Origin of the sequence: Streptomyces sp. NPDC058469, from assembly GCF_042721125.1 — a bacterium.
GTDB lineage: Bacteria > Actinomycetota > Actinomycetes > Streptomycetales > Streptomycetaceae > Streptomyces.
Window position 1 is genome coordinate 248,177 of record NZ_JBHXME010000001.1, and the last position, 25,601, is coordinate 273,777.

A 25,601-nucleotide genomic window follows, 5' to 3' on the forward strand; every position below is an offset into this window, starting at 1 on the left:
CCGTAGGGCTTGACACCCCTTCGGGGGGCTCATAACTTCGCTCTCTGAATCGTTTCATACACACGTCGTTCCGTCGCACGTCACAGGAGCCCTCAAGTGACCGATCTCGCCGCGGTGAAGGCCGCTCTCAGGACCCAGGCAGTCGAGACGCCGTCGTGGGCGTACGGGAACTCGGGGACCCGGTTCAAGGTCTTCGCCCAGGAGGGCGTTCCTCGGACTCCGCAGGAGAAACTGGAGGACGCCGCCAAGGTCCACGAGTTCACCGGCGTGGCTCCTACGGTCGCCCTGCACATCCCCTGGGACCGGGTCGACGACTTCGGGGCGCTGGGGAAGTTCGCGGAGGACCACGGGCTGAAGCTCGGTGCGATCAACTCGAACACGTTCCAGGACGACGACTACCGGCTCGGCAGCGTGTGTCATCCCGACGCGGCGGTGCGGCGCAAGGCGCTGGATCATCTGCTGGAGTGCGTCGACATCATGGATGCGACGGGCTCCGCCGATCTGAAGCTCTGGTTCGCCGACGGGACGAATTATCCGGGGCAGGATGATCTGAGCGCACGCCAGGATCGGTTGGCGGAGGCGCTTGCGGCGGTGTACGCACGGCTGGGGGACGGGCAGCGGATGTTGCTGGAGTACAAGTTCTTCGAGCCGGCCTTCTACGCGACGGACGTGCCGGACTGGGGTACTGCGTACGCCCATTGCCTGAAGCTCGGGCCGAAGGCGCAGGTCGTGGTCGACACGGGGCATCACGCGCCCGGTACCAATATCGAGTTCATCGTCGCGACGCTGTTGCGGGAGGGGAAGCTCGGGGCGTTCGACTTCAACTCGCGGTTCTATGCGGACGACGATCTGATGGTGGGGGCGGCTGATCCGTTCCAGTTGTTCCGGATCATGTATGAGGTGATCCGGGGTGGGGGGTTCACTGCCGATGTCGCCTTCATGCTGGATCAGTGTCACAACATCGAGGCGAAGATTCCGGCGATCATTCGGTCGGTGATGAATGTGCAGGAGGCCACGGCGAAGGCGTTGCTTGTGGACCCTGTGGCGTTGGGTGCGGCGCAGCGTGCTGGGGATGTGCTGGAGGCGAATGCCGTGCTGATGGACGCGTACAACACTGACGTGCGGCCACTGCTGAGGGAGCTGCGCGAGGAACAGGGGCTTGCCCCTGACCCCATCGCGGCGTATCGGGCGAGTGGGTGGCAGGAGCGGATTGTTGCTGAGCGGGTTGGGGGGCAGCAGGCCGGTTGGGGGGCGTGAGCGTCTGCCTGGATCTGTTGTTCGCGGGGTGCGGGCCGTATGTGGCTGGTCGCGCAGTTCCCCGCGCCCCTAGGGGAATGCACCCACCTCTCTCGTAAGGAACTGAAAGTCATGGCACCCCACCACGAAGCCGCCGCCCTCCTCGTTCGTTCCAATCGGCTTGGTTCCGATCCTCGTAACACCAACTACGCCGGTGGCAATACGTCCGCGAAGGGCATCGACACCGATCCCGTCACCGGGGGTGATGTCGAGCTGATGTGGGTCAAGGGGTCCGGCGGTGACCTTGGGACCCTCACCGAATCCGGGCTCGCAGTGCTGCGGCTCGACCGGATGCGGGCGCTTGTCGATGTGTATCCGGGAGTCGACCGCGAGGACGAGATGGTTGCCGCGTTCGACTACTGCCTTCATGGGAAGGGGGGTGCGGCGCCCTCCATCGACACTGCGATGCATGGACTCGTGGACGCCGGGCATGTCGATCATCTGCATCCGGACTCGGGGATCGCGCTCGCCTGCGCCGCCGACGGGGAGAAGCTGACCGCCGAGTGTTTCGGGGACACCGTGGTGTGGGTGCCCTGGCGGCGGCCCGGGTTTCAGTTGGGGCTGGACATCGCTGCCGTCAAAGCCGCCAATCCGCAGGCCGTTGGGTGTGTGCTCGGGGGGCATGGGATCACCGCGTGGGGTGACACGTCCGAGGAGTGCGAGCGGAACTCGCTGCACATCATCCGTACCGCCGAGGCGTTCCTCGTCGAGCGGGGGAAGCCGGAGCCGTTCGGGCCCGTTGTCGAGGGGTACGGTGCGCTGCCGGAGGGTGAGCGACGGGAGCGGGGCGCCGCGCTCGCGCCGTACATTCGTGCTGTCGCCTCTCAAGACCGGCCGCAGGTGGGGCACTTCACCGATTCTGATGTCGTTCTTGATTTTCTCGCGCGGGCCGAGCATCCCCGGCTCGCCGCGCTCGGTACCTCGTGCCCCGACCACTTCTTGCGGACCAAGGTCAGGCCGCTCGTTCTTGATCTGCCGCCTACGGCTCCGCTGGACGAAGCCATCGCGCGGCTGAAGGAGCTGCACTCCGCCTATCGCGAGGAGTACGCCGCCTACTACCAGCGGCACGCTCTGCCCGACTCCCCCGCGATGCGTGGTGCCGACCCTGCGATCGTGCTGATCCCCGGTGTGGGCATGTTCTCCTTCGGCAAGGACAAGCAGACGGCGCGGGTGGCCGGCGAGTTCTACGTCAACGCCATCAACGTGATGCACGGGGCCGAGGCCGTGTCGGCGTACGCGCCGATCGAGGAGTCGGAGAAGTTCCGTATCGAGTACTGGGCGCTGGAGGAGGCCAAGCTTCAGCGGATGCCCAAGCCCAAGCCGCTCGCCACTCGGGTCGCGCTCGTCACCGGTGCGGGGAGTGGGATCGGGAAGGCCATCGCCCGGCGGTTGGTCGATGAAGGGGCTTGTGTCGTCGTCGCGGATCTCAACTCCGATAGTGCGCAGGCCGTTTCGGAGGAACTGGGCGGGCCCGACAAGGCCGTTGCCGTCACCGTCGACGTGACGGACGAGGGGCAGATCGCCGATGCCTTCAAGGCCGCGCTGCTCGCCTTCGGCGGGGTCGATCTCGTCGTCAACAACGCGGGGATCTCCATCTCCAAGCCCCTGCTGGAGACTTCGGCGAGGGACTGGGATCTGCAGCACGACATCATGGCCCGTGGTTCGTTCCTCGTCTCGCGTGAGGCGGCCCGGGCGATGATCGCGCAGGGGCTCGGGGGCGACATCCTCTACATCGCGTCCAAGAACGCCGTGTTCGCCGGTCCCAACAACATCGCGTACTCCGCGACCAAGGCCGACCAGGCCCATCAAGTACGGCTGCTGGCCGCCGAGTTGGGTGAGCACGGCATCCGGGTCAACGGGATCAACCCGGACGGTGTCGTGCGTGGCTCGGGCATCTTCGCGGGTGGTTGGGGTGCGCAGCGGGCGGCGACCTACGGGATCGAGGAGGAGAAGCTCGGTGAGTTCTACGCCCAGCGGACCATCCTCAAGCGTGAGGTGCTGCCGGAGCATGTCGCGAACGCCGTCTTCGCCCTCACCGGCGGGGACTTGACGCACACCACCGGGCTGCACGTCCCGGTCGACGCCGGCGTTGCGGCCGCCTTCCTTCGGTGAGCACCGACGTGAACGCCTACGCCGCGATCGACCTCGGCGCGTCCAGCGGACGGGTCATGGTCGGCCACGTCGGGCCCGATTCCCTGGAGTTGGCGGAGGCACACCGCTTTCCCAACCGGCCCGTCCGCACGCCCGAGGGGCTGCGCTGGGACATCCTCGCGCTGTACGCGGGTGTCCTGGACGGGCTCCGGGCGGCGGGCGCGGTCACCGGCGGGCGGCTCGACTCGGTCGGCATCGACAGCTGGGCGGTGGACTACGGACTGTTGGACGCGGACGAGGCGTTGCTGGGCAATCCCGTGCACTATCGGGACGCCCGCACGGAGGGGGTCGCCGAGAAGGTGTGGGCGACTGTGCCCGCGAGTGAGTTGTACGCGTCGACCGGGTTGCAGTACGCGCCCTTCAACACCCTGTACCAGCTCACGGCGGCCCGTGAATCGGCCCAACTGGCCCATGCCGAGCGGCTGTTGCTCATCCCCGACCTGCTGTCGTATTGGCTCACCGGTGAGCAGGGCACCGAGCTGACGAACGCCTCCACCACTCAGCTCATCGATCCCCGGACGCGCGACTGGGCGTACGACATCGCTTCTCGCCTCGGCATCGACCTCGGTCTGTTCGCGTCGTTGCGGCAACCAGGCGATCCGGCGGGGGTGTTGCGGGCCGAGGTGGTGGAGGAGACGGGGCTACGGGGTCCTGTGCCGGTCACCGCGGTCGGTTCGCATGACACGGCATCAGCTGTCGCCGCTGTTCCGGCAGTTGAGGAGCGGTTCGCCTATATCTGCACCGGCACCTGGTCCCTGGCCGGTCTGGAGCTGGACGCGCCCGTGCTCAGCGAGGCCAGCCGTGCCGCCAACTTCACCAACGAGTTGGGGCTCGACGGCACTGTCCGCTATCTGCGCAACATCATGGGGCTGTGGCTGCTCCAGGAGTGTGTACGGGCCTGGGGCGAGCCGGAGTTGGGAGAGCTGCTGCGCGGGGCGGCCCGGGTTCCGGCGCTGCGGTCGGTCGTGGACGCGGGGGACGCGGCGTTCCTGGCGCCCGGGCGGATGCCGGAGCGGATCGTCGATGCATGTCGCCGTTCCGGGCAGCCGGTGCCGGAGTCCCGTGAGGAGATCACGCGCTGCATTCTCGACTCCCTCGCGCTCGCCCATCGGCGGGCGGTCGGCGACGCCCAGGAACTCGCCGGGCATCCGGTCGACGTCGTGTATGTCGTCGGGGGCGGTACCCGCAACGCGCTGTTGTGCCAACTGACCGCCGATGCCTGTGGGTTGCCGGTGGTGGCAGGTCCGACGGAGGCTGCCGCCCTCGGCAACGTGCTCGTCCAGGCGCGGGCCCACGGGCTCGTCGGCGACCTGACCGGCATGCGGAGACTTCTTGCCCGTACCCAGCCGTCGACCCGCTACGAGCCGCAGGGCGACACCGCCCGGTGGCGGGCGGCGGAGGCCCGGCTCGCCGCACGATGAACCAGGGGTCCCCCCACACGATGACCTCCGACTCGGGGGCCCGGCTCGCCGCGCGGTGAACCGGGGGCTCCCCGAGACGGTGACCTCCGACTACGCTGCATCCATCCGATGACCGACCATTAAGGAGCCGCGATGCGTGTCGCCCTGTTCCTGACTTGTGTCAACGACACGCTCTATCCGGACACCGGGCGCGCCGTGGTGAAACTGCTGACCAGGCTGGGCGTCGAGGTCGACTTCCCGATGGCCCAGACGTGCTGCGGACAGGCGCACTACAACACCGGCTACCGCCATGAGGCCGAGCCGCTCGCCCGGCATTTCTCCGATGTCTTCGGGGAGTACGAGGCGATCGTCACGCCGTCCGGGTCGTGCGGGGCGATGGTGCGGGAGCTGTATCCGCGCATGGGTGAGCGGGCCCGGGCCGAGGGGCGCGGGGACACTCTCGCGGCCACGTTGGCGCCGGTGGTGCCGAAGACGTACGAGCTGACCGAGTTCCTCGTCGACGTGCTCGGGGTGACGGACGTCGGGGCCTACTACCCGCACAAGGTGACCTATCACCCCACCTGCCACGGGCTGCGCAGTCTCGGGCTCGGCGACCGGCCCCTCAAGCTGCTCCAGGCCGTCAAGGGGCTGGAGTTGGTCGAGCTGCCCGGTGCCGACGAGTGCTGCGGGTTCGGCGGGACGTTCGCCGTGAAGAACTCCGACGTCTCGGCGGCGATGGGCGCCGACAAGGTGCGCAACGCCGAGTCGACGGGCGCCGGGGTGCTGTGCGCGGCGGACAACTCCTGTCTCATGCACATCGGCGGCACGATGGCCCGGCTCCACACCGACATGCGGCCGGTGCACATCGCGGAGATCCTGGCCGCCACGGAAACGGAAGAGGGGCCGAGCGTATGAGCGGCACGTTCGTCGGGATGCCCGCGTTTCCCCCACCCGTCTATCCGGCCTTTCCCGTGGCCGCCCACGAGGCCGTCAACAACCAGACCCTGCGCGGAAATCTGCGCCATGCCACCCACACGATCCGCGCCAAGCGGGCCAAGGCCGTGGCGGAGCTGTCCGACTGGGACGCGTTGCGCGAGGCCGGCAAGCAGATCAAGGACCACACCCTCCTCCATCTCGACCGGTATCTGGTCCAGCTGGAGGAGTCGGTGACGGCGGCAGGCGGCATCGTCCACTGGGCCGCCGACGCGGACGAGGCCAACCGGATCGTGACCCAACTCGTCAAGGAGACGGGCGAGTCGGAGGTCGTCAAGGTCAAGTCGATGGCCACGCAGGAGATCGGGCTCAACGAAGCCCTGGAAGCGGCGGGCATCCGCGCCTACGAGACCGATCTCGCCGAGCTGATCGTGCAGTTGGGCAAGGACCGCCCCTCGCACATCCTGGTCCCCGCGATCCACCGCAACCGGGGCGAGATCCGGGAGATCTTCGTCCGCGAGATGAGCGAGTGGGGCCGCCCGGCCCCGGACGGGCTGACCGACACGCCCGCCGAACTCGCCGAGGCCGCCCGTCTCCACCTCCGCGAGAAGTTCCTGCGGGCCAAAGTCGGCGTCTCCGGCGCCAACTTCATGGTCGCGGACACCGGCACACTCGTCGTCGTCGAGTCCGAGGGCAACGGCCGCATGTGCCTCACCCTCCCCGAGACGCTGATCTCGGTCGTCGGCATCGAGAAAATCGTGCCCACCTGGCAGGACCTGGAGGTGTTCCTGCAGACCCTCCCCCGCTCCTCGACCGCCGAGCGCATGAACCCGTACACCTCCACGTGGACGGGCACGACCGACGGGGACGGGCCGCGCACCTTCCACCTGGTCCTGCTCGACAACGGCCGCACCGACACCCTCGCCGACGAGGTCGGCCGCCAGGCCCTGCGCTGCATCCGCTGCTCGGCCTGCCTCAACGTCTGCCCGGTGTACGAGCGGGCCGGCGGTCACGCCTACGGCTCGGTCTATCCGGGCCCGATCGGCGCGATCCTCAGCCCCCAACTCCGGGGCACGGCAAGCGAGATCGACGCCTCACTGCCGTACGCCTCATCCCTGTGCGGTGCCTGCTACGAGGTGTGCCCGGTCGCCATCGACATCCCCGAAGTGCTGGTGCATCTGCGGGAGCGGATCGTGGAGGGCGGGCCGGTGACCCGCGAGGGCAACAAGGTCGTCCTGCAGCCCGCCAAGGGGCATGCCGCCGAGCGCGCGGCGATGCGGGCGGCCCGCTGGACGTTCACCCACCCGGGCGCCCTGCGCACCGGCCAACGGCTCGCGTCCCGCACCCGCCGCTTCCACCCACGGACCCTGCCCGGCCCCGGCAAGGCGTGGACCGGCACTCGGGACCTGCCCGCCGTACCGGCGGAGCCGTTCCGCGACTGGTGGCAGCGCACGCACGGCGAGAACACCGACAAGGGGGCCGCCAAGTGAGCAGCAGGGAACGGATTCTGGGCCGCGTGGAGCGCGCACTCGCGGACGTGCCGAAGGACGACACGCCTTACGAGCAGGCCTTCGAGCGCGGCTATCTGCGCGAGCACGGGGACCGGAGTGTCGAGCAGACGGTCGATCTGCTCGCCGAGAACCTGGCCGACTACCGGGCGCTCGTGCACCGGTGCACGGAGCCCGAACTGCCCGCCGTGATCGCCGGGTTGCTCGCCGGGCGGGGCTCGAAGACGGTCGTCGTACCGCGGGGTCTGGAGCCTTCCTGGCTCGCGGCGTCCGACGCCGAACAGGTCGCGGACCGGGCCGAGAGCACCCCGCGCGAGCTGGACCGGGTCGGCAGTGTGGTCACGGCGTGTGCGGTGGCGGTCGCGGAGACCGGGACCATCGTCCTGGACGGCGGCCCGGACCAGGGCCGCCGCCGGATCACACTCGTCCCCGACCACCACATCTGTGTCGTACGGGTGCCGGACCAGGTGGTGTCCTCGGTGCCCCAAGCTCTCCAACGCCTTGACCCGGCGCGCCCGTTGACCTGGATCTCCGGTCCCTCCGCGACCAGTGACATCGAGCTGGACCGGGTCGAGGGGGTGCACGGTCCGCGCACCCTTGAGGTGGTGCTGGTGAGCGGTCAGGCGAGCGTGGAGGTCAACTCGTAGCTTCCCGAGGGGAGTTGGTAGCAGGCGATGCCGTCCGCGAAGCCGATGAACTCCACGCCCAGCGCCTCGGCCAGGGGACGCTTGTCCTCGTGGACCGTCGACGGGTCGGCGGCGGGGATGCGCAGGGTCGCCGTGCTGTTGGCGGGGACGATCACCCGGTACGCCAACTTCCCGTCCCGCGCGGTCCATTCGCTGACGATCTCGCCGTAGGGAGAGACGTGTGAGCCGCGCACCTTCGTGATCCTGCCGGTCGGGTCGATGTGCGGCCGGAGGAAGAAGTGCTTGAAGCCCGGGTGTTCGGGGTCCTTGGCGATGCCGGCCATGCTCTCGTACATCCACTCCATGATCGCGCCGTAGGCGTAGTGGTTGAACGAGTTCATGTCGACCGGGCCGAAACCGTCCTGCTTCGAGTACGAGTTCCAGCGCTCCCACACGGTGGTGGCGCCGTTGGCCACCGAGTACAGCCAGGACGGCATCGCGTTCTGGTGGAGGAGGCTGTACGCGAGGTCGACGCGGCCCTCGTCGGTGAGGACGGGGGCGATGACGTTCACGCCGAGGAAGCCCACGGCGAGGGTGTTCTCCGCGTACTCGACGCGGGTGCTGTCGGGGTGGGTCGCCTTGTGGGCCGCGCTGTTGCCGATGTTGTCGGCGAGCAGGGTGACGAGTTGGCGGTGCTGCAACTCCGTGTCGTAGAAGCCGAGTTTGAGGATCCAGAGCAGGGCGGTCTGGGTGTCGTCCTCGGTCCTGCCGGCGCTGTTGCCGGGGGTGTGGGGCGGTGGGTCGCCGAGGCTCGACCGGACGGTCAGTTGCCCGGTGAGGGCGTCGGTGACGAAGTACTTGGTGATGAAGGCTCGTTTGATGTGGGTGAACAGCCGCTCGTAGGTGGCTGCTTCGGCGGTGCGGCCGGTGGCGCGGGCCATGTCCGCCATCAGGCGGGCGCTGTAGCCGTAGTAGACGTCGCTGATGAGCTGGGTGCTGGTGATCTGGAAGGCGAGCCAGTCGCCGAAGATCGCGCCCTGGCCGGCGTAGCTGTCGCCGGTGCGCTGTCGGATCCAGTCCAGGTACTTGGTCATCGATGCCCAACTGCGGTCGATGACCGTGGTGTCGCCGGACATCTGCCACACCGTCCACGGCACGACCACGCCGCAGTCCGCCCAGCCGCCGGCCGGGAGCGGCTGACTGTAGCGGTGGCCGGGGGCGACCCAGGGAAACTGGGCTCTCCCCGCGCCGTAGGTGTGCTGTGAGTCGATCAGCGTGTCCTGGAAGTGGCTCAGGAAAGGGACGGCGTCGGTGTTGTACAGGCCTGTGTTGGAGAAGAGTTGGGTGTCGCCGGTCCAGCCGAGGCGTTCGTCGCGCTGTGGGCAGTCGGTGGGTATCCAGAGGTAGTTGCCGCGCTGGCCCCAACGGACGTTGCTGATCAGCTGGTTGACGTCGGTGTCGTCGGTGGTGACGGTGCCGATGTCGCGGAGCGCGGAGGTGGCGACCTTGCCCGTGAGCTCGACGAGGGTGACGGTCTCCGTCGTGGTGACGGAGACGTACCGGAAGCCGTAGAAGGTCAACGAGTCCTGGTGGGTCTCGCCGGCCGGGTCGCCCTTGAGGATGTAGGTGCTGGTGGCTTCGGCGGTGCGCAGGTTCGCGCGGTAGACCGAGCCCGCGGGTCCGTCGGCGCCCGTGCTGTCGTCGTTGAGCATCTCCCCCGGTTTGAAGGCGACTTGGGCGCCCGCCGGGCCGCGCAGGGTGTAGCGGGGCACGCCGACCAGGTTCTGGCCGAGGTCGATGACGGCGGTGTCGCCGGGGTGCAGGGTGACGGAGACGGTGGACGCCCGCGTGGGATCGGTGACCGTGCGGACGGGGTCGACGACGATACGGCCCTTGCCGTTCGCGCTGCCTTCCTGGCCCGCGACTCCCGTGACTCCAGCGAAGCCCGCGACGCCCGTGTACACGGTGACGGAGTGCGGTTTGCGGTCCCACTCGGGCATCAGGCGGGCGCTCTCGCCCGGATAGGCGACCAACTGAGCGTCAGGGAAGGGGCCTTGCGCCTCGACGGCCGACCAGGCCGAGGTGTCGAAGCCGTTCGCCGTCCAGCCCGGGAGTTCCTTGCGGGCGTCGTAGAGCTGGCCGTCGTAGATGTCGTCGGTGCGGTAGGGGCCGGTGTCGGTGGCGCTCCAGTCGGCGCCGGGTGCGGTGACGATCGTCTGGGTCGAGCCGTCGGCGTACCGGATGAGCAGTTTCGCCTTGAGGGCAAGGGGGTTGCCATCGGCCGAGTAGTGGGTGCTGTTCTCGGAGATGCGGCCGTTGTACCAGCCGTTGCCGAGCACGGCGGCGAGGGTGACCTGCGACGGGTCCGCGAGCAGGTCCGTGACGTCGTAGGTGAAGTAGTTGACGGTGGTGTCGTAGTTGGTCCAGCCCGGGGGCAGGAACTCGTAGGTGGTGCTGTCGCCCTGGGGCACGGAGATATGGCGCCCGTTGACGTAGGCGTCGTACACGCCCAGTGCGGAGAGGTAGAGCCGGGCCTCGGTCACCTGCCCGCCCGTGAGCGCGACCTGGCGCCGCAGGAGTGGTGCTCCGGCGGTGTTCGGGCGCTTGCCCGCCATGCTGATCCACTGCGCGCCGTCCCAGCCGGTGATTCCGTCGGTGCTGAGCAGGCCGGTCTCGAAGTGGGCGGTGGGCGCGGCGGTGACGGAGCGGCCGTGCTCGTCCCACACCGTCACCGTCCAGTGGTAGCGGGTCGAGGCGTGCAGTTCGGGGCCGGAGTAGCGGACCGCGACCGAGTCCGCCGAGTCGACGCGGCCGCTGTCCCAGATGTCGGCCGTGCCGTGGGTCAGGTGCCGGGGCGAGGTGGCGACCTTGATCCGGTACGCCGTCTGGTGCCGGCCCCGCGCGGCGGACGCCGTGCGCCAGCCGAACCTCGGGTGTGCCGCGTCGACGCCGAGCGGGTCGGTGCGGTGTTCCACGGTCAGGCCCGACACCGTGGTGCCGGCCGAGGCGGTTCCTCCGGCGCCGTTGCCTCCTGCCATCGCCGCGGGGACGACGCTCAGGGCCGCCGTCGTGAGCAACGTGCGGCGGCGCAGCCTTCCGATGCGGGCCGTTGCGTCGGCTCCGTCGACTCCGTCGTTCATGCCGCTGTCCCTTCGGCTGTCGTTTCGGCCGTCCGAGAGGTGGAGTTGTGCCGGTGGCTGGAGGTGGAGTTGCGTCGGTGAGGTCGCGTTGCCTCGGATCATTTCAGGGTCGGCGTGCCCGCGTCACCAGCCGGTGGGACGCTGTTGAAGGGCGGTGCGGGACGGGCGCCGTTAGCGTGAGGGCATGATCCGGTTCGAGCAGGTCGGCAAGCGGTACCCGGACGGTACGACGGCTGTGGACGGGCTGTCCTTCGAGGTGAACGAGGGCGAACTCGTCACGCTCGTGGGTCCGTCCGGCTGCGGCAAGACGACGACCATGATGATGGTCAACCGGCTCATCGAGCCCACCTCCGGCCGGATCTTCGTGAACGGCGAGGACATCGCCACCGTCGACCCGGTGCGACTGCGCCGCCGTATCGGATACGTCATTCAGCAGGTGGGCCTCTTCCCGCACCGCACGGTCCTCGACAACACGGCGACCGTGCCGTCCCTGATCGGCTGGAAGCGGGCGAAGGCGCGGGAGCGGGCCGCCGAGCTGCTCGATCTGGTGGGCCTGGACCCGAAGACCTACGGCCCGCGCTACCCGGAGCAGTTGTCGGGCGGGCAGCGGCAGCGCGTCGGTGTGGCGCGGGCGCTCGCGGCCGATCCGCCGGTGCTGCTGATGGACGAACCGTTCGGCGCGGTCGACCCGGTGGTGCGCGAGCAGTTGCAGGACGAGTTCCTGCGGATGCAGGCCGCCGTGCGCAAGACGGTGCTGCTGGTCACCCACGACATCGAGGAGGCGGTACGGCTCGGCGACCGTATCGCCGTGTACGGGCAGGGGCGGATCGAGCAGTACGACACCCCCGGCGCCGTGCTCGGCACGCCGGCGACGCCGTATGTCGCCGAGTTCGTGGGCGCGGACCGGGGGCTGAAGCGGCTGTCGGTGACGGAGATCGAGCCCGACGACCTGGAACAACCGCCGGTCGCCCGCGTGGACGAGCAGGCGCAGCGGGCCGCGGACCGGCTGCGGGTGGAGGGCGCGAGGTGGGCCGTGGTCCTCGACGAGCAGGGCGAACTGCAGGGCTGGGTCAAGGCCGACGAACTCACCGCGGGCGGTACGGTCGGCGAACTCGCCCACCGGATGAACGCGTGGGTACCTGTGGGCGCCCCCTTGAAGCAGGCGTTCGGCGTGATGCTCCAGCACGACGCCGGGTGGGTCGCCGTGCTGGACGGGGCGCGCTTCCTGGGCGTGCTGACTCCGGCGAAGCTGCACGAGGCGTTGCGGCGGTCGGTGGACGCGGATGCGCTGGGGGTGCCGAGGGGGCAGGTGGACTTCGACTCGGTGGCGGATGCCTGAGTGTCGCTCTCCGGCTCAGCTGTCGGTGAGGGGGCAGCCCTGCGGGAGCGCGTGCTCGGCCGCGCGCAGATACAGGGCCACGCAGAAGGCCGTGTTCAGGTTCTCGCCTGGTTACTGGAAGGCGAGGCGGAGGAGTTCGCCGCCGCCCGGCCCGGACGCTGGGGCGGCACCGACCGGATGGACACCATGCCCGCAACGTACAACCCACCACTGGCACTCCCCCGCGCTCACTTCAGCAGGCCCTTGTCCTCCAGATACGTTCGCGCCACGTCCTGCGCCAACCTCCGCCAGCTGTCCACCTGTTGGTTCATGGACGCCAGGTCGGCCGTGGTGAGGACGCCATTGAGTTTCCCCAGCGCCTTGGTCACGCCGGTGCTCCCCGCCCGGGAGCGGTTGACGACCGGGACGACGTAGTCGGCGTTCTGGAGGTGTTTGTCGTCGGTGAGGATGACAAGGCCGAACTCGTCGAGGGTGGCGTCTGTGGTCGTGGTCAGCACCATCTGGTCCTGGCCGTTGTTCACCGCGCTCTTCGCCTGGGTCGTGCCGACGCCCTTCGGGTCGACGGCGGTGATGTCGATGCCGTAGGTCTTCTTCAACCCCGGTTCGCAGTACGGCCGTTGCACGCACTCGTCGCCCGCCGCGAGCCGCACCTTCAGTCCCGAGGCGCCGAGGTCGCTGAGGGTCTTGAGGTGGTGCTTCGTGGCGTACGAGCGGGCCACGGCGAAGGCGTTCTGGTCGACGGCCTTTCCGGGGTCGAGGACGGTCAGCCCACGTGGGGTGGCGAGTTGGCGGAGTGCCTTCATGGTGGTGGTGAGGTCGGGTGAGCCGACGGCCGGTGCGTCGGGGCCGTTGGTCTTGGCGTTGAGCCAGTCGGCGAAGGTGGCCGCGTACTCGGGGACGACGTCGATCTGCCCTGATTCCAGGGCGGGTTCGTAGAGTTCGCGGTTGGCGACGGTGAGCAGGGACGTCTTGTAGCCGGCCTGGTTGAGCAGGAGCGCGTACATCTGGGCGAGCAGGTCGCTCTCGGTGAATCCGGCCGAGCCGATGGTGAGGTGGTGGCTGTCGCCGGGTGGTGCGGTGACGGCGCCTTGGTTCTCCAGGGACGGGCCGGTCGAGCAGCCGGTGACCAGGAGGAGCAGGCCTGCCGCGGCCAGGCGTCGCTTCATCGCGCTCCCCTCACCCAGCGTGGCGCAAGCCGTTCGGCGACCTCGAAGACGCCCTCGACGAGCAGCGCGAACACGGCGACGAGCACCGCCCCGGCCACCACCTGCGCGGTGTTGGCGAGGTTGAAGCCGGCGGTGATGATGCGGCCGAGTCCGCCGCCGCCCGCCAGCGCGGCGATCGTGGCGGTCGCGACGAGCTGGACGGCCGCGATCCGTACGCCGTTCATCAACAGTGGGAGGGAGAGCGGCAGTTCGACGCGGAACAGCATCTGCCGCCCGGTCATCCCCATCCCGCGCGCGGCCCGCACCACATCGCGGTCGACCTCGCGCATGCCGACGTACGCGTTGGTGAGCAGCGGCGGTACGGCGAACAGGACCAGGGCGACGACCGTGGGCCCCTCGCCCCACTTGCCGATCGGGGTCAGGAGCAGCAGGACCAGTACGGCGAAGGTGGGCACCGCGCGGCCGATGTTGGAGATGTTGACGGCGAGCGCGCCGCCCTTGCCGAGGTGGCCGAGGACGAGCGCGACCGGCAGCGCGATCAGACAGCTGATGACGAGGCAGACGACCGTGAGGACCAGGTGCTGCGCGAGCCGGTGCCAGATGCCGTCGTCGCCCGACCAGTGGGCGGAGTCGGTGAGCCAGTGCCAGGCGTCGGTCAGGGTGTTCATCCGCGGACCGCCCTCGTCCAGGGGGTGATCAGCCGTTGCACGAGCAGGAGGAGCAGGTCGGCGACGATCGCGATCACCACGCAGAGCACGGACGCGGTGAGCACCTGTGCCTTGAAGTAGGTGTTCATACCCGCGTAGATGAGGTTGCCGAGTCCCCCGAAGCCGACGATCGCACCGACCGTCACCAGCGAGACCGCCGAGACGGTGGCGATGCGGAGGCCGGCCATCGCGGCGGGGAGCGCGAGGGGCAGTTCCACGGTGAGAAGGAGGCGGATCGGGCCGTAGCCCATGCCGCGTGCGGCCTGTCGGGTCTCCTCGGGTACGGCGCGCAGGCCCGCGAGGATGTTGCGGACGAGCAGGGTGAGTGAGTAGAGGACGAGTCCGGCGACGACGAGGGTGGCCGAGAGGCCGTAGACCGGCAGGAGCAGCGAGAACATCGCCAGGGACGGGATCGTGTAGAGGATCGTCGTCGCCCCGAGCACCGGCCCTGCGGCCCAGCCCCAGCGGCGGGCCACCACGGCGAGCGGCAGGGCGATCGCCAGGCCGATCAGCACCGAGATCGCGGTCAGCTGGAGATGCTGGACGACCGCGTCGACGAGGATGTGGCGGCGGGTGCTCAAGTACTCGCCGCAGATCCACTCGTTGCGGGCGAGACAGTCGTCCGGGGGCGCGGTCACAGGTCCATTGCATCGGGCGGGCCCGGGGGCGGCTCGTTCTGGTGACCCGTACGGGGCGGTCGCTCAGGGGTTCCAGTAGGTGGAGAGGGAGGCGATGAAGGCAGCGGAGGCCGTGAGGACCACGAGTTGGGTGGCGGCCGTGGTCCAGAGGCGGCAGGCGATCGCCAGGGCGACGGTCACGGCCTCGACCCGGCAGAGGAAGACGACGCAGTCGTACTGGTAGGAGGCGCCCGTGGAGTCCATCATCCCGGGGTGGCCCATCCAGTCCGCGGTGAAGATGCCGTCGCTGCCGAGCAGGAGGATCACCGCGACGAGGAGGACGTCCAGGCCGACGAGCAGCCCGCACGCGATGGCGTCGGCCCGTCGGTGGGCGCGCGAGCGGCGCAGGACGCGCTGCGGGAAGCCGTCGGCGGGGGTGCTCTGGTCGGTCATCGGGTGCCCCCGCCGGAGCCGGTGGTGCTCGTGCTGGTGCTGGTGCTGGTGTTGGTGCGCCATGGTCCGACGGCGAGTCGTCCCGTCGTTCCGAGGTCGAGGCCGCCGTCCGGTGCCAGGAGGAGCGGCAGCGAACCGGACCGCGCCGCGACCGTCAGATACGGCACGTAGGCCGCGCCGTCGAAGCCCGTGGTGGTGTTGCGCCACAGCAGGCCTGCGGAGGCGGTCTCGCCGGGTGCCAGCGTCACCGTGCTCGGTGGTTCGTCGAATCCGGTGACCGTGGCGATACCGGCGCTTCCGTGGATCACCGAGACGCCGGTCACGTGCTGCTGGTCGCGGTCGAGGAGCCGGATCTCGGGGTAGCCCTGGACGCGGTAGTTGCGGGTGCCGCAGTTCTCCAGGGTGAGGTCCATGGCGCGCAGGCCCATCGCGGGGTTCACCGGACCGGCCGTGACGCGGATGCCCTCGTCCGGGCAGACGGGGCCCGGCTTCGACAGTGCGGCGGCGGGATCGTCGTAGGACACGTCCGTGACCGTCCAGATGACGGCCCCGGCGAGGAGCCCCAGCACCGTGACCAGCACGGTGTCGTACACGCTTCTCGGCATCCTTCTCGGCATCCGCAGAGTCGATCAAGACGGGAGCCGGACCGCTGTGGCGGAAGCCACACCTCCGGTCACAGGCCTGCCGCAGCATGGGCTGCGGACCCGACCACGGGGGTGTGGCTGAGTACACCCCTGGATACGGGTTCTGCGCCCAATGTGCGTAACCGGCTCTCTCCGTAGCGTCGTTGGCGAGGCACAGGGCGTGCCGCACGGAGGGTGATGGCGATGTTTCGCACCGCACGACGCACGCACGACAAGGGACCCGCCGCCGAGGCACTGCGGCTGGTCAAGGTGAGCAGGACCTACGGCCGTGACGACAGCGCCGTGACCGCCCTGGACGGGGTCACGCTGAGCCTGGAGCGCGGCACGTTCACCGCGGTGATGGGTCCTTCGGGGTCCGGCAAGTCGACGCTGTTGCAGTGCGCGGCGGGTCTTGACCGGCCGGACAGCGGGATCGTGATGGTCGACGGCGCGGAGATGACGGGCGGGAGCGAGGCCGAGCTGACGCGGTTCCGGCGCAGTCGGATCGGGTTCGTGTTCCAGCAGTACAACCTCCTGGACACGCTCACCGTCGCGCAGAACACCGTGCTGCCGCTGAAGCTGGCCGGACGGCGCGTCGACCGGCGGCGGGCCCAGGAGGTGCTGACCGCGGTCGGTCTCGGCGACCGGCTCGGCCACCGCCCCGACCAGCTCTCCGGCGGTCAGCGGCAGCGGGTGGCCATCGCCCGCGCGCTGGTCACCGAACCCAGGGTGATCTTCGCGGACGAGCCGACCGGCGCCCTGGACACGCGGAGCGCGCGGGGCGTGCTGCTGCTGTTGCAGGAGGCGGTGCGGGTGCACGGCCGGACCGTGGTGATGGTGACGCACGACCCGGTCGCCGCCTCGTACGCCGACTCGGTGGTGTTCCTCGCGGACGGCCGGCTCGCCGGCCGGATGCACACGCCGACCGTCGACGCGGTCGCCGAGCGGCTGGCGCACCTGGGCGACGACGTGACGGCGGGGGTGTGAGCGATGTTCGTACTGGCGATGCGTTCGATCCGGCAGCGGCCGGGGCGGTTCCTGGCGACCCTGCTGGCCGCGTTCCTGGGCGCGGCGATCATCATGACGTTCAACTCCCTGCACGACACAGGAGCGCAGCCCGGCATCGACTCGGTCAGCGCCGACACGCTGTCCACGTCGGCGAGTGTCGTCGGGGGCTACGGCACCCTCCTGGTGTTCTTCGCCGTCGTCTCGACACTGACCGTCAACGTCCGCCAACGGTCAAGGGAGTTGGAGACCCTGCGCTGCTCGGGGGCGACTCCGGCGCAGCTGAAGCGGATGGTCGTGGGTGAGGCGGTGGCCGTCGCGCTGCTGGGCGCGGTCCTCGCCGTCGGTCCCGCGATGCTCGGCGGGCGGGCACTGCTCGGTGCGTTCAAGGACAGCGGCCAGGTGGCCCGGTCCGTCGACTACTCCTTCGGCCCCTTCGCGCTCCAATCGGGCCTGGGCATCACGCTGTTGGCCGCGGCGGGCGCCGCGTTCCTGGCCGTACGCCGGGCGACCCGCGGACACCGGCGGCAGGGCCGGGCACGGACGTTCTTCGCCTACGCCGCGCTGGTCGCGGGTGTGGTGTCGGTGACGGCGACCTTCGGCTTCTCCGCCACGGACGCGGCGTTGATGGCGGCGCCGGCGTACGGGGCGATCCTGCTGTCGGTCGGCCTGGCGCTGCTGGCGCCGCGACTGCTGAAGAACCTGCTCGACCGGCTCCAACTGTCCGGCGCGAGCGGCTGGTTGGCCATCCGCAATCTGCGTGAGCGGACCGACCAGCTCGCCGGGATCCTGATGTCGCTGATCCTGTTCACGGCGGTGGCCACGGCGACGCTGTACATGCAGGCGGTGGAGAGCGACGCCGTGCGGGCCTCGGGCCTGACGAAGTCGGTGGACGCGAAGAACCTGGAGACCGTCAACTTCACAGTCGTCGGCATCATCGTGGTCTTCGTCTGCGTGATGCTGGTCAACTCGCTGTACGCGGCCACGACTTACCGCTCCCGCGAGTTCGGCGGGCAGCGCCTGGCGGGCGCGACTCCGGGACAGGTGCTGCGCACGGTCGCCACCGAGACGGCGATCCTCACGATCACCGGCGTCCTGTCCGGCACGGCGGCCGCACTGGCGGGCATCGTCCCGTTCACCATGGTCCGCACGGACTCGGTCCTGCCGCACCAGGGCCTAGGAATCTGGCTGACGGTCGTCGCGGTGGCGGCGACGGTGACCCTGGGGACAAGCCTGCTGACAGCACGGCGCGTGCTGCGCACACCGGCGGTGGAGGCGGTGGCACTGACCGCGTGAGAACTACCGGTCCGGTTCGATCCGGTTGGGCTGGGTTAGGTTCGGGGCAGTCGCTACGGCGGCTGCCCCTTCCTTCCGCGGTCCGGCAGCGCCCCGAAGGGGCGCGGGGCTGTATCGATATGCGGCTCCGCCGCGTGGGCGCGACCAGCCACAACGGAACCGCGGACGATCGACAACAATTCCCGGCACTTCCAGCTGAGCGCTCAGGCGACCCCGGCCGCATCCAGCACCGTCCGCACGGTCTCGACCGTCAACCCGTCCAGCGTCTCCAGCCTCGCCCCGGCGCGGGCGCTCGCGCCATCGAAGATCAGCATCAACTGCCGTGCCAGCAACACCGGATCACGTGCACCACCCAGCCCGGCCTGCTCCCGAAACGCGTCCTTCAGCTCCTCCTTGGCGGCACGGGCGACCACGCTCGCCGGGTGCTCGGGGTCCTTCAGCTCGACCATCGTGGCGAGGAAGGGGCAGCCCAGATAGCCGGGCTCGGCCGACGCCTTCTCCACCTGCTCGAAGATGTACAGGATGCGCTCGCGCGGCGTACCGGCGTCGTCCGGACCGGGCATGAGGTGCGCCGCGTAACCGGGCGCACGCCGCTCCAGGCTCGCGGCGAGGACCTCGTCCTTGCTGTCGAAGAGCTGGTACATCGACCGCTTCGAGACTCCGGCCGACTTGCACAGCGCCTCTACGCCGATGGAGACGCCGTCGCGGTAGAAGAGCTCGGCCGCCGCATCGAGCAGCCGGTCTCGGGGTGACGCCTTGTCCGTCGTGGCCATACTGCGAGGTTACCGCGCCGCGAGCCAAGAGGAAACCGATCGGTGTACGCGCTTGCGCAGGCGCCTGATCCCGGGTGACAGTGAAGGTGAACAAGCGCTTAGATATGTTGCTGCACACCGACGCACCACCCGCGATCCGCCGGAGGCCCCGTGTTCCGTTCCGTCGACGAAGTCGCCGCACGCCTCGCCAAGACCGGCTATCTGGCCTCGCCCGCGGTCGCCACTAGCGTCTTCCTCGCCGACCGCCTCGGCAAGCCGCTCCTCGTCGAGGGGCCGGCCGGCGTCGGCAAGACCGAACTCGCCAAGGCCGTCGCCGAGGTCGCCGGCGCCCGGCTGATCCGGCTCCAGTGCTACGAGGGCGTCGACGAGTCCCGGGCGCTGTACGAGTGGAACCACGCCAAGCAGCTGCTGCGCATCAGCGCGGGCCGCGACGAGAGCTGGGACGAGACCCGCACCGACATCTTCAGCGAGGAGTTCCTGCTCCCCCGCCCGCTGCTCACGGCGATCCGCGGCGACGACCCGAAGGTCCTGCTGATCGACGAGACCGACAAGGCCGACGTCGAGGTGGAGGGCCTGCTGCTGGAGATACTCAGCGACTTCCAGGTCACCGTCCCGGAGCTGGGCACGATCACCGCGACCCGCCGCCCCTTCGTGGTCCTCACCTCGAACGCGAGCCGTGAACTGTCCGAGGCGCTGCGCCGCCGCTGCCTGTTCCTCCATATCGGCTTCCCCGACGAGGAGTTGGAGCGTCGGATCGTACGGCTGAAGGTGCCGGGGCTCGGCGCGGCGCTGGCCGAGTCGGTGGTCCGGGTGGTCGGGGCGCTGCGCGAGATGGAGCTGCGGAAGGTGCCGTCGGTGGCCGAGACCATCGACTGGGCCCGCACCCTCCTGGCACTCGGCGCCGACACCCTCGACGAGACGGTCGTACGGGACACCCTCGGCGTCCTCCTCAAGCACCAGGACGACATCCTCAGGGCGGCCGCGAAGCTCGATCTGGATGCCGTGTGACCGCCGCCGGTGTCACCGAGCGGCTGACGGGCCTCGTCGGGGCGCTGCGCGCGCACGGTCTGCGCATCGGCACCGGCGAGACCGTGGACGCGGCGCTGGCCATGGAGGCGCTCGGTCTCGCCGACCGTGAACTGCTCCGCGAGGGACTGGCCGCGACACTGCTGCACGGCACGGGCCAACGCCCGGTGTTCGACCCGGTCTTCGACCTCTACTTCCCGCGCGGCGTCGGAGCACCCCAGGGCGAACCCGCCGCCGACCGCGAGGACCTCCGCGACCGGCTGGCCGCGGCGCTCGCCGCCAACGACCCGGCTCTGATGGGGCAGTTGGCGGCGGAGGCCGTCGACGGTTTCGGCGGCTACGGCAACTCACCCTCGTCGGACGGCTGGTCGTCGTACCAGACCCTGGACCGGCTGCGTCCGCAGACGCTGCTGGCCCGGGTGCGCGCGAGCGTCCGGGAGCAGGGTGGCCGGTCCGGGTTCACCGACCGGCTGCTCGACGACGAGATCCGGCAGCGCATCGAGGGCTTCCGTCGGCAGGTCGCGGTGGAGGCACGGCGCCGGGTGGCCGAGCGGCGCGGCCGGGACGAGATCGCCCGGCGGGCTATCGCTCCGACGGCCGACCGCGTCGACTTCCTGTTCGCCGGACGGGCCCAACTGGCCGAGCTGCGCAGGGCGGTTCAGCCGCTGGCCCGGAAGCTGGCCACCCGGCTCGCCGCGCGCCGCCGCCGCGCCTCGCGGGGCACGATCGATCTCCGCCGCACTCTGCGCGGCTCACTGTCCACGGGCGGGGTGCCGATGCGGCCCGTGCTGCGCCGCCGCCGGCCGGTCCGGCCCGAACTGGTGCTGCTGTGCGATGTGTCGGGCTCGGTGTCGGGCTTCTCCGACTTCACGATGCTGCTGGTGCAGGCGCTGCACGACCAGTTCAGCAAGGTGCGCGTGTTCGCCTTCGTCAACCGTCTCGACGAGGTGACCCCTCTGCTCGTGCACGGCACGGCCGACCCCGAGGGCCTGGGCACCCGCATCCGCGACGAGGCCACCCTCACCGGCTGGCACGGAAGCAGCGACTACGGCGTCGCCCTGGGCGAGTTCGCGGAGCGGTACGGCGACGCGGTCGGCCCGCGTACGACCGTGTTCGTCCTCGGTGACGCCCGCACCAACATGAGCGACCCGAATCTCCCGGCCGTCCGGCAGATCTCCCAACGGGCCCGCCGCGTCTACTGGTTGAACCCCGAGCAGCGCACCCAGTGGGGCACCGGCGACTCGGCGGCACCCGGCTACGCGGAGCTGGTGGAGATGCACGAGTGCCGGAACGCGCAGCAACTCAGCGCGCTGGTGGGCCGGTTGCTGCCGATCTGATGACCGTCGGCCTGACTGCCGGCGGTTCGATTGCCGCCGGTCCGGCTAGGCCGCCAACTGCGGGTACAGCGCGCCGCCTTCCGCGGAGAGCCCGGCCTTCACCTGACGGGTCAGGTCGTCGGCCAATACCTCGAAGGCGCCGGACTCAATGCCGTCGAGGGCCTGTGCCGCCACGCTCTCGGGAGTGGACTTGGGTGCGTCTACGTGTGCGGCCATGTCGGTGTCGACGTAGCCGACATGCAGTCCGGTGACGTCGATCCCGCGCGGCTTCAGGTCCAGGCGGAGGGAGTTGGTCTGCGACCAGAGGGCCGCCTTGGAGGCGCTGTAGGAGCCCAGGACACCGAGCCACGACAGCACCGAGTGGACGTTGAGGATGTGGCCGCCGCCGTTGCGCTCGATCACCGGAACGAAGGCGCGCGTGACGAGCAGGGGGCCGTAGAAGTTGGTCTCGAACTCGCGGCGTACGTCCTCGACGGGCGAGTCCAGGAAGTTCGCGTTCACGGACGCGCCCGCGTTGTTGATCACGATGGTGACGTCCTGCGCCTGTTCGGCCGCCGCCGCGACGGAAGCGGGGTCACTGACCTCCAGCGCCAGCGGCACCGCGTCCGGGTGGGTGACGGTCTTCGGGTCGCGGGCGGTGGCGTACACCTTCTTCGCGCCGCGCTCGTACAGCGCCTCGACCAGCGCCCGGCCGATGCCACGGCTGCCGCCGGTGACGAGGACGACGGAACCTTCGATGTTCGTCATGGGGATCTCCTGAGCTGAGACAACGAGGAGTGGAAACCGATCGGTTTCCTCACGTGAGCCACAGTAAACCGATCGGTTTCCATGGGCAAGCCCGCAAGCAGGATCGCGAGCAGGGCCACATGCGGACCGGCCGCCGCAGCGCGCGATGATGGACGCCATGAGCGACCCGCACAGCGACCCGCACGTGGAACTGGCCACCTTCCCCACCCCCGTCGAACCGGCCCCGAGACTCGCCACCGCGATCGGGCTCGGCCCGGACGACCTGTGGATCAAGCGCGACGATCTGACCGGCCTCGGAGGCGGCGGCAACAAGATCCGCAAGCTGGAGTGGACCGTGGGCGCGGCGCTCGCCGAGGGTGCGGACACCCTGGTCACGACCGGCGCCCCGCAGAGCAACCACGCCCGCCTGACCGCGGCCGCCGGAGCGCGGCTGAGCCTTGACGTGGTGCTGGTGCTGCGCGGATCGCCGGGTGTGTCGCGCTCGGGGAACCTCGCCCTCGACGGGCTGTTCGGCGCCCGGATCGCCTGGGCGGGCGACGTGGACCAGGCCGGACTCGACCGGGCGGCGGCCGAGGTCCGCGAGCGACTGCGCGAGTCGGGCGCCAGGCCCGCGCTGATCCCGTTCGGCGGTTCCAGCGCGCTCGGCGCACGCGGCTATGCGCGCTGCGGCGAGGAGTTGCGCCGGCAGCTCCCCGATCTGCGGACCGCGGTCGTCGCGCTCGGCTCGGGCGGCACGATGGCGGGGCTGGTGGTCTCGCTCGGGGCGGAGGCGGTCCTCGGTGTCGACGTGGGCGCGCTACCCGAACCCGCCCCGGCCGTAAGCGAGTTCGCGGGTCTGACCTCACCGGAGGGACTGCGGGTACGGCGGGACCAGATCGGCAGCGGCTACGCCACGCTCACCGCGTCCACCGCCGAGGCCCTCACCCTCGCCGCCCGTACCGCCGGGCTCGTCCTCGACCCGACGTACACGGGACGCGCGATGGCCGGCCTGATCGCGGCCGTCCGGGACGGCGACATCAGGCCGGGCGAACGGACGGTGTTCGTGCACACGGGCGGACTGCCCGGGCTGTTCGGGCACGCTGAGGCCGTCGCGTACGCCGAGGGGCAGGTCGTCCGGTACGAGTCATGACGTACGCGCCCGGCGGGCGCGGTGCCGCGGGGCGCGTACGCACGGGTCGGTCACGGAGCCTTCGCGTAGTCCGTGGCCATGGCACCGGCGAAGTCGTACACGATCACCTGTTCGTCGCCGACGACCCACGCGTCGTGTCCGGGCGAGCACACGAAGACGTCGCCGGGGCCTACTTCTGCCTCGCCACCCTCGTCCATGAGGAGGTGCATCCGTCCCTGGACCACGTAACCGTTGTGGTGGATCTGGCAACTCGCGGTTCCCGCGATCGGCGCCACGGACTCCGACCAGCGCCAGCCCGGCTCGAAGGTGCCGATGGCGAAGTCGAGACCGCTGAGGTGGACGGCTTCGAGGTGGCCGCGGGGGAAGTCACGCCGCTCGTCCGGCTTGTCGACCGTCTTCACTTCCAGCATGACGGTGCCTCCATTCCGGCCGTGCGCAGCACGGCCGGGGCCGGTCTCCGTCTCCCGATGGCCACGAACGGCACCGGCGCTCCGGCGGGGGCCGCGCCCCACCACTCCATCGTCTTCCTGTCCACCCGGGAGCGCCATTCGGGGGAACCGTCAGGCGCGGGACGGAGTCACGACGAACCGCTCGCGCACAACCGGGCGAACCGCTCACTGTCGATGTTGCCGCCCGAGACGATCATCCCCACCCGGTCCGGAAGTCGGCCCGCGCGCCCGGCGAGGAGCGCGGCCAGCGGGGTGGCACCGCTGGGCTCGACGACGATCTTCAGCCGCTCGAAGGCGAACCGTATCGCGTCCTTGATCTCCTCATCACTGACCAGCGCGATCTCGTCGACCAGCCGTCGGTTCACCGAGAAGGTCAACTCGCCGGGCGTATCGGCCGCTTGCCCGTCGGCGATGGTGCGCGGCACCGGGATGGAGACGCGCCGGCCCGCCTCCAGGGACCGCTTGGTGTCGTCCCCGGCCTCCGGTTCGACGCCGATCACGCGGGTGCGCGGGTGCAGTCCCTTGACGGCGGTGGCTGTCCCGGCGATCAGCCCGCCGCCGCCCACGGGCACCAGCACGGCGTCCAACTCCCCCACTTCCTCGACGAGTTCGAGCGCCGCCGTGCCCTGACCCGCCATGACGTGCGGATGCTCGTAGGGCGGGATGAGGGAGAGCCCCCGATCGGCGGCCAGGGCCTCCCCGATGGCCACCCGGTCACCGCTGTAGCGGTCGTACGTGACGACCTCGGCGCCGTATCCCTCGGTGGCGGCCCGCTTCGAGGCCGGGACGTCCTCGGGCATGAGGATCACCGCGGTGGTGCCGAGTTCGCGGGCGGCGAGGGCGACGGCCTGGGCGTGGTTGCCGGACGAGTAGGCGGCGATGCCCCGCGCGAGCTGCTCCGGCGTCAGCCGGGAGGCCGCGTTGTAGGCGCCGCGGAACTTGAAGGCGCCGATCCGCTGGAAGTTCTCGCACTTCAGGAACACCTCGGCGCCGACGAGTTGATCGAGGGTGCGCGAACGCAGCACCGGTGTGCGGTGGGCGACGCCCTTGATCTGCGCGGCGGCGCCGAGAACGTCGTCGAGGGTGATGGGCGGGGTGCCGGTGCCGGTCGTCACGCGTCTCCTCCAGTGGAAGCGGAATCAGTGGCGGGATCGGGCCGTACGCCCGTCGCCGCCCGGGCCTGCGAGAGGTAGCTGTAGGCGGAGGCCCGGGAAATACCGAGCCGGGCGGCGACCTGCTCGATGGCCCGGCGCACGGCGAAGACCCCGTGCTCGTCGAGGCTGCGGAACAGCTCCAGCCGCTGCGCGCGGTCGAGTTGGACCCAGGTCCTGCTCCGCCGTAGCTGATGGGCGTCGACGATGGCCTCGACGACGGAGTCGATGTCGTTGCCGAAGGTCGTGGTCGCCGCCGCCTCGCTCGCACCACCCCCGCCGATCCCGGCGAGCAGAGCCTGCGCCTGCTGTACGGCGGTGACGTCGACGTTGACGCAGAGCGCGCCGAACACCGCGCCCGTGGAGTCGCGCAGCACCATCGTGGACGACTTGAGCTGTTGGCCGCCCTGGGCCCGGGTGAGGTAGTTCAGCTCGTCGACGGCCTCGTCCCCGCGCGCCAGCATCCGCAGCCCGATCTCACTCATCGCCCCGCCCACCGACCGCCCGGTCAGAGCTCCGGCTACGGCGACGACAGACTTCTCCGGGTGCCGGTAGTCGTGCAGCACCACCTCACACACCGGACCGAAGGTCGCCGCGATCCCGTCGACGATTGGCACCAACGCGGCGATGATCGCGTCGCGTTCGGCGTCCGGGGCCGGGTTGTCGTCCGCCATGTCCCACCCCTCGCTTCAGACTGTACGTCCAAGCACTATACCCACAGTCCAACCC

23 protein-coding genes are annotated in these 25,601 nt (G+C 70.1%); 12 read left to right on the forward strand and 11 right to left on the reverse strand.

Features of this window, described 5'->3' with window-relative positions:
* Window positions 1–96: 96 nt before the first annotated feature.
* The 6 genes from rhaI (at window position 97) to ACFWP5_RS01140 (ending at window position 7,935) form a co-directional block, all read left to right on the forward strand.
* Complete coding sequence (rhaI, locus tag ACFWP5_RS01115; protein ID WP_384148579.1) at window positions 97–1,257, forward strand: L-rhamnose isomerase; 1,161 nt, start codon at window positions 97–99, stop codon at window positions 1,255–1,257.
* A 111-nt stretch (window positions 1,258–1,368) separates the two neighbouring features.
* Window positions 1,369–3,408 (forward strand): bifunctional aldolase/short-chain dehydrogenase, encoded by a 2,040-nt coding sequence (locus ACFWP5_RS01120; protein ID WP_384148581.1) that lies wholly within the window; start codon window positions 1,369–1,371, stop codon window positions 3,406–3,408.
* Between the two features lie 8 nt (window positions 3,409–3,416).
* Entirely contained in the window at window positions 3,417–4,868 is a 1,452-nt protein-coding gene (locus tag ACFWP5_RS01125) for a rhamnulokinase family protein (RefSeq protein WP_384148659.1), read from the forward strand.
* 132 nt (window positions 4,869–5,000) lie between these two features.
* Window positions 5,001–5,762 carry a (Fe-S)-binding protein gene (locus ACFWP5_RS01130; protein WP_384148583.1) on the forward strand — a complete coding sequence of 254 codons (762 nt, stop codon included), beginning with the start codon at window positions 5,001–5,003 and terminating at the stop codon, window positions 5,760–5,762.
* Window positions 5,759–7,270, forward strand: coding sequence for a LutB/LldF family L-lactate oxidation iron-sulfur protein (locus tag ACFWP5_RS01135; protein ID WP_384148585.1), 1,512 nt, complete (start codon window positions 5,759–5,761; stop codon window positions 7,268–7,270). The genes ACFWP5_RS01130 and ACFWP5_RS01135 overlap by 4 nt, the downstream gene beginning before the upstream one ends.
* The gene (locus tag ACFWP5_RS01140) at window positions 7,267–7,935 is read left to right on the forward strand and encodes a lactate utilization protein C (protein WP_384148587.1); all 669 of its coding nucleotides are present in this window, start codon (window positions 7,267–7,269) and stop codon (window positions 7,933–7,935) included. Before ACFWP5_RS01135 ends, ACFWP5_RS01140 begins: the two co-directional genes overlap by 4 nt.
* Here the strand turns inward: ACFWP5_RS01140 and ACFWP5_RS01145 are convergent.
* Window positions 7,908–11,054, reverse strand: coding sequence for a family 78 glycoside hydrolase catalytic domain (locus tag ACFWP5_RS01145; protein ID WP_384148589.1), 3,147 nt, complete (start codon window positions 11,052–11,054; stop codon window positions 7,908–7,910). The genes ACFWP5_RS01140 and ACFWP5_RS01145 overlap by 28 nt on opposite strands.
* 184 nt (window positions 11,055–11,238) lie before the next feature.
* Here ACFWP5_RS01145 and ACFWP5_RS01150 point away from each other — a divergent pair, with 184 nt between their 5' ends.
* Window positions 11,239–12,393: a betaine/proline/choline family ABC transporter ATP-binding protein gene (locus ACFWP5_RS01150; RefSeq protein ID WP_384148592.1), complete on the forward strand. Its 1,155-nt coding sequence runs from the start codon at window positions 11,239–11,241 to the stop codon at window positions 12,391–12,393.
* Between the two features lie 227 nt (window positions 12,394–12,620).
* On the opposite strand, the gene ACFWP5_RS01155 is transcribed toward ACFWP5_RS01150, so the two are convergent.
* The 5 genes from ACFWP5_RS01155 to ACFWP5_RS01175 form a co-directional block, all read right to left on the reverse strand.
* On the reverse strand, window positions 12,621–13,559 hold the full coding sequence (locus ACFWP5_RS01155; RefSeq protein ID WP_384148594.1) for an ABC transporter substrate-binding protein: 939 nt from the start codon (window positions 13,557–13,559) through the stop codon (window positions 12,621–12,623).
* Window positions 13,556–14,227 carry an ABC transporter permease gene (locus ACFWP5_RS01160; RefSeq protein WP_384148596.1) on the reverse strand — a complete coding sequence of 224 codons (672 nt, stop codon included), beginning with the start codon at window positions 14,225–14,227 and terminating at the stop codon, window positions 13,556–13,558. The genes ACFWP5_RS01155 and ACFWP5_RS01160 overlap by 4 nt, the downstream gene beginning before the upstream one ends.
* Window positions 14,224–14,904: an ABC transporter permease gene (locus ACFWP5_RS01165; RefSeq protein ID WP_384148598.1), complete on the reverse strand. Its 681-nt coding sequence runs from the start codon at window positions 14,902–14,904 to the stop codon at window positions 14,224–14,226. The genes ACFWP5_RS01160 and ACFWP5_RS01165 overlap by 4 nt, the downstream gene beginning before the upstream one ends.
* 63 nt (window positions 14,905–14,967) lie before the next feature.
* Window positions 14,968–15,336, reverse strand: coding sequence for a hypothetical protein (locus ACFWP5_RS01170; RefSeq protein ID WP_384148600.1), 369 nt, complete (start codon window positions 15,334–15,336; stop codon window positions 14,968–14,970).
* A complete protein-coding gene (locus ACFWP5_RS01175) occupies window positions 15,333–15,929 on the reverse strand; it encodes a DUF4232 domain-containing protein (protein WP_384148602.1) in 597 nt (198 codons plus the stop codon). Before ACFWP5_RS01175 ends, ACFWP5_RS01170 begins: the two co-directional genes overlap by 4 nt.
* A 234-nt stretch (window positions 15,930–16,163) precedes the next feature.
* Here ACFWP5_RS01175 and ACFWP5_RS01180 point away from each other — a divergent pair, with 234 nt between their 5' ends.
* Both ACFWP5_RS01180 and ACFWP5_RS01185 read left to right on the forward strand, forming a co-directional pair.
* Window positions 16,164–16,946, forward strand: a complete 783-nt coding sequence (locus ACFWP5_RS01180) for an ABC transporter ATP-binding protein (protein ID WP_384148604.1) — start codon at window positions 16,164–16,166, stop codon at window positions 16,944–16,946.
* Between the two features lie 3 nt (window positions 16,947–16,949).
* Complete coding sequence (locus ACFWP5_RS01185; RefSeq protein WP_384148607.1) at window positions 16,950–18,260, forward strand: FtsX-like permease family protein; 1,311 nt, start codon at window positions 16,950–16,952, stop codon at window positions 18,258–18,260.
* Between the two features lie 203 nt (window positions 18,261–18,463).
* Here ACFWP5_RS01185 and ACFWP5_RS01190 read toward each other — a convergent pair whose 3' ends face one another.
* On the reverse strand, window positions 18,464–19,033 hold the full coding sequence (locus ACFWP5_RS01190; protein ID WP_384148609.1) for a TetR/AcrR family transcriptional regulator: 570 nt from the start codon (window positions 19,031–19,033) through the stop codon (window positions 18,464–18,466).
* 150 nt (window positions 19,034–19,183) lie between these two features.
* Between ACFWP5_RS01190 and ACFWP5_RS01195 the strand changes: the two genes are divergently transcribed.
* The gene (locus ACFWP5_RS01195) at window positions 19,184–20,041 is read left to right on the forward strand and encodes an AAA family ATPase (RefSeq protein ID WP_384148611.1); all 858 of its coding nucleotides are present in this window, start codon (window positions 19,184–19,186) and stop codon (window positions 20,039–20,041) included.
* Window positions 20,038–21,396, forward strand: coding sequence for a VWA domain-containing protein (locus ACFWP5_RS01200; RefSeq protein WP_384148613.1), 1,359 nt, complete (start codon window positions 20,038–20,040; stop codon window positions 21,394–21,396). Before ACFWP5_RS01195 ends, ACFWP5_RS01200 begins: the two co-directional genes overlap by 4 nt.
* A gap of 45 nt (window positions 21,397–21,441) precedes the next feature.
* On the opposite strand, the gene ACFWP5_RS01205 is transcribed toward ACFWP5_RS01200, so the two are convergent.
* A complete protein-coding gene (locus tag ACFWP5_RS01205) occupies window positions 21,442–22,143 on the reverse strand; it encodes an SDR family oxidoreductase (protein ID WP_384148615.1) in 702 nt (233 codons plus the stop codon).
* Window positions 22,144–22,300: 157 nt separating this feature from the next.
* Between ACFWP5_RS01205 and ACFWP5_RS01210 the strand changes: the two genes are divergently transcribed.
* On the forward strand, window positions 22,301–23,272 hold the full coding sequence (locus tag ACFWP5_RS01210; RefSeq protein ID WP_384148617.1) for a D-cysteine desulfhydrase family protein: 972 nt from the start codon (window positions 22,301–22,303) through the stop codon (window positions 23,270–23,272).
* Between the two features lie 50 nt (window positions 23,273–23,322).
* On the opposite strand, the gene ACFWP5_RS01215 is transcribed toward ACFWP5_RS01210, so the two are convergent.
* The 3 genes from ACFWP5_RS01215 to ACFWP5_RS01225 form a co-directional block, all read right to left on the reverse strand.
* Complete coding sequence (locus tag ACFWP5_RS01215) at window positions 23,323–23,682, reverse strand: cupin domain-containing protein (protein ID WP_384148619.1); 360 nt, start codon at window positions 23,680–23,682, stop codon at window positions 23,323–23,325.
* 167 nt (window positions 23,683–23,849) lie between these two features.
* Complete coding sequence (locus ACFWP5_RS01220) at window positions 23,850–24,836, reverse strand: pyridoxal-phosphate dependent enzyme (protein ID WP_384148621.1); 987 nt, start codon at window positions 24,834–24,836, stop codon at window positions 23,850–23,852.
* Entirely contained in the window at window positions 24,833–25,546 is a 714-nt protein-coding gene (locus ACFWP5_RS01225) for a transcriptional regulator (protein ID WP_384148623.1), read from the reverse strand. Before ACFWP5_RS01225 ends, ACFWP5_RS01220 begins: the two co-directional genes overlap by 4 nt.
* Window positions 25,547–25,601: the final 55 nt, after the last annotated feature.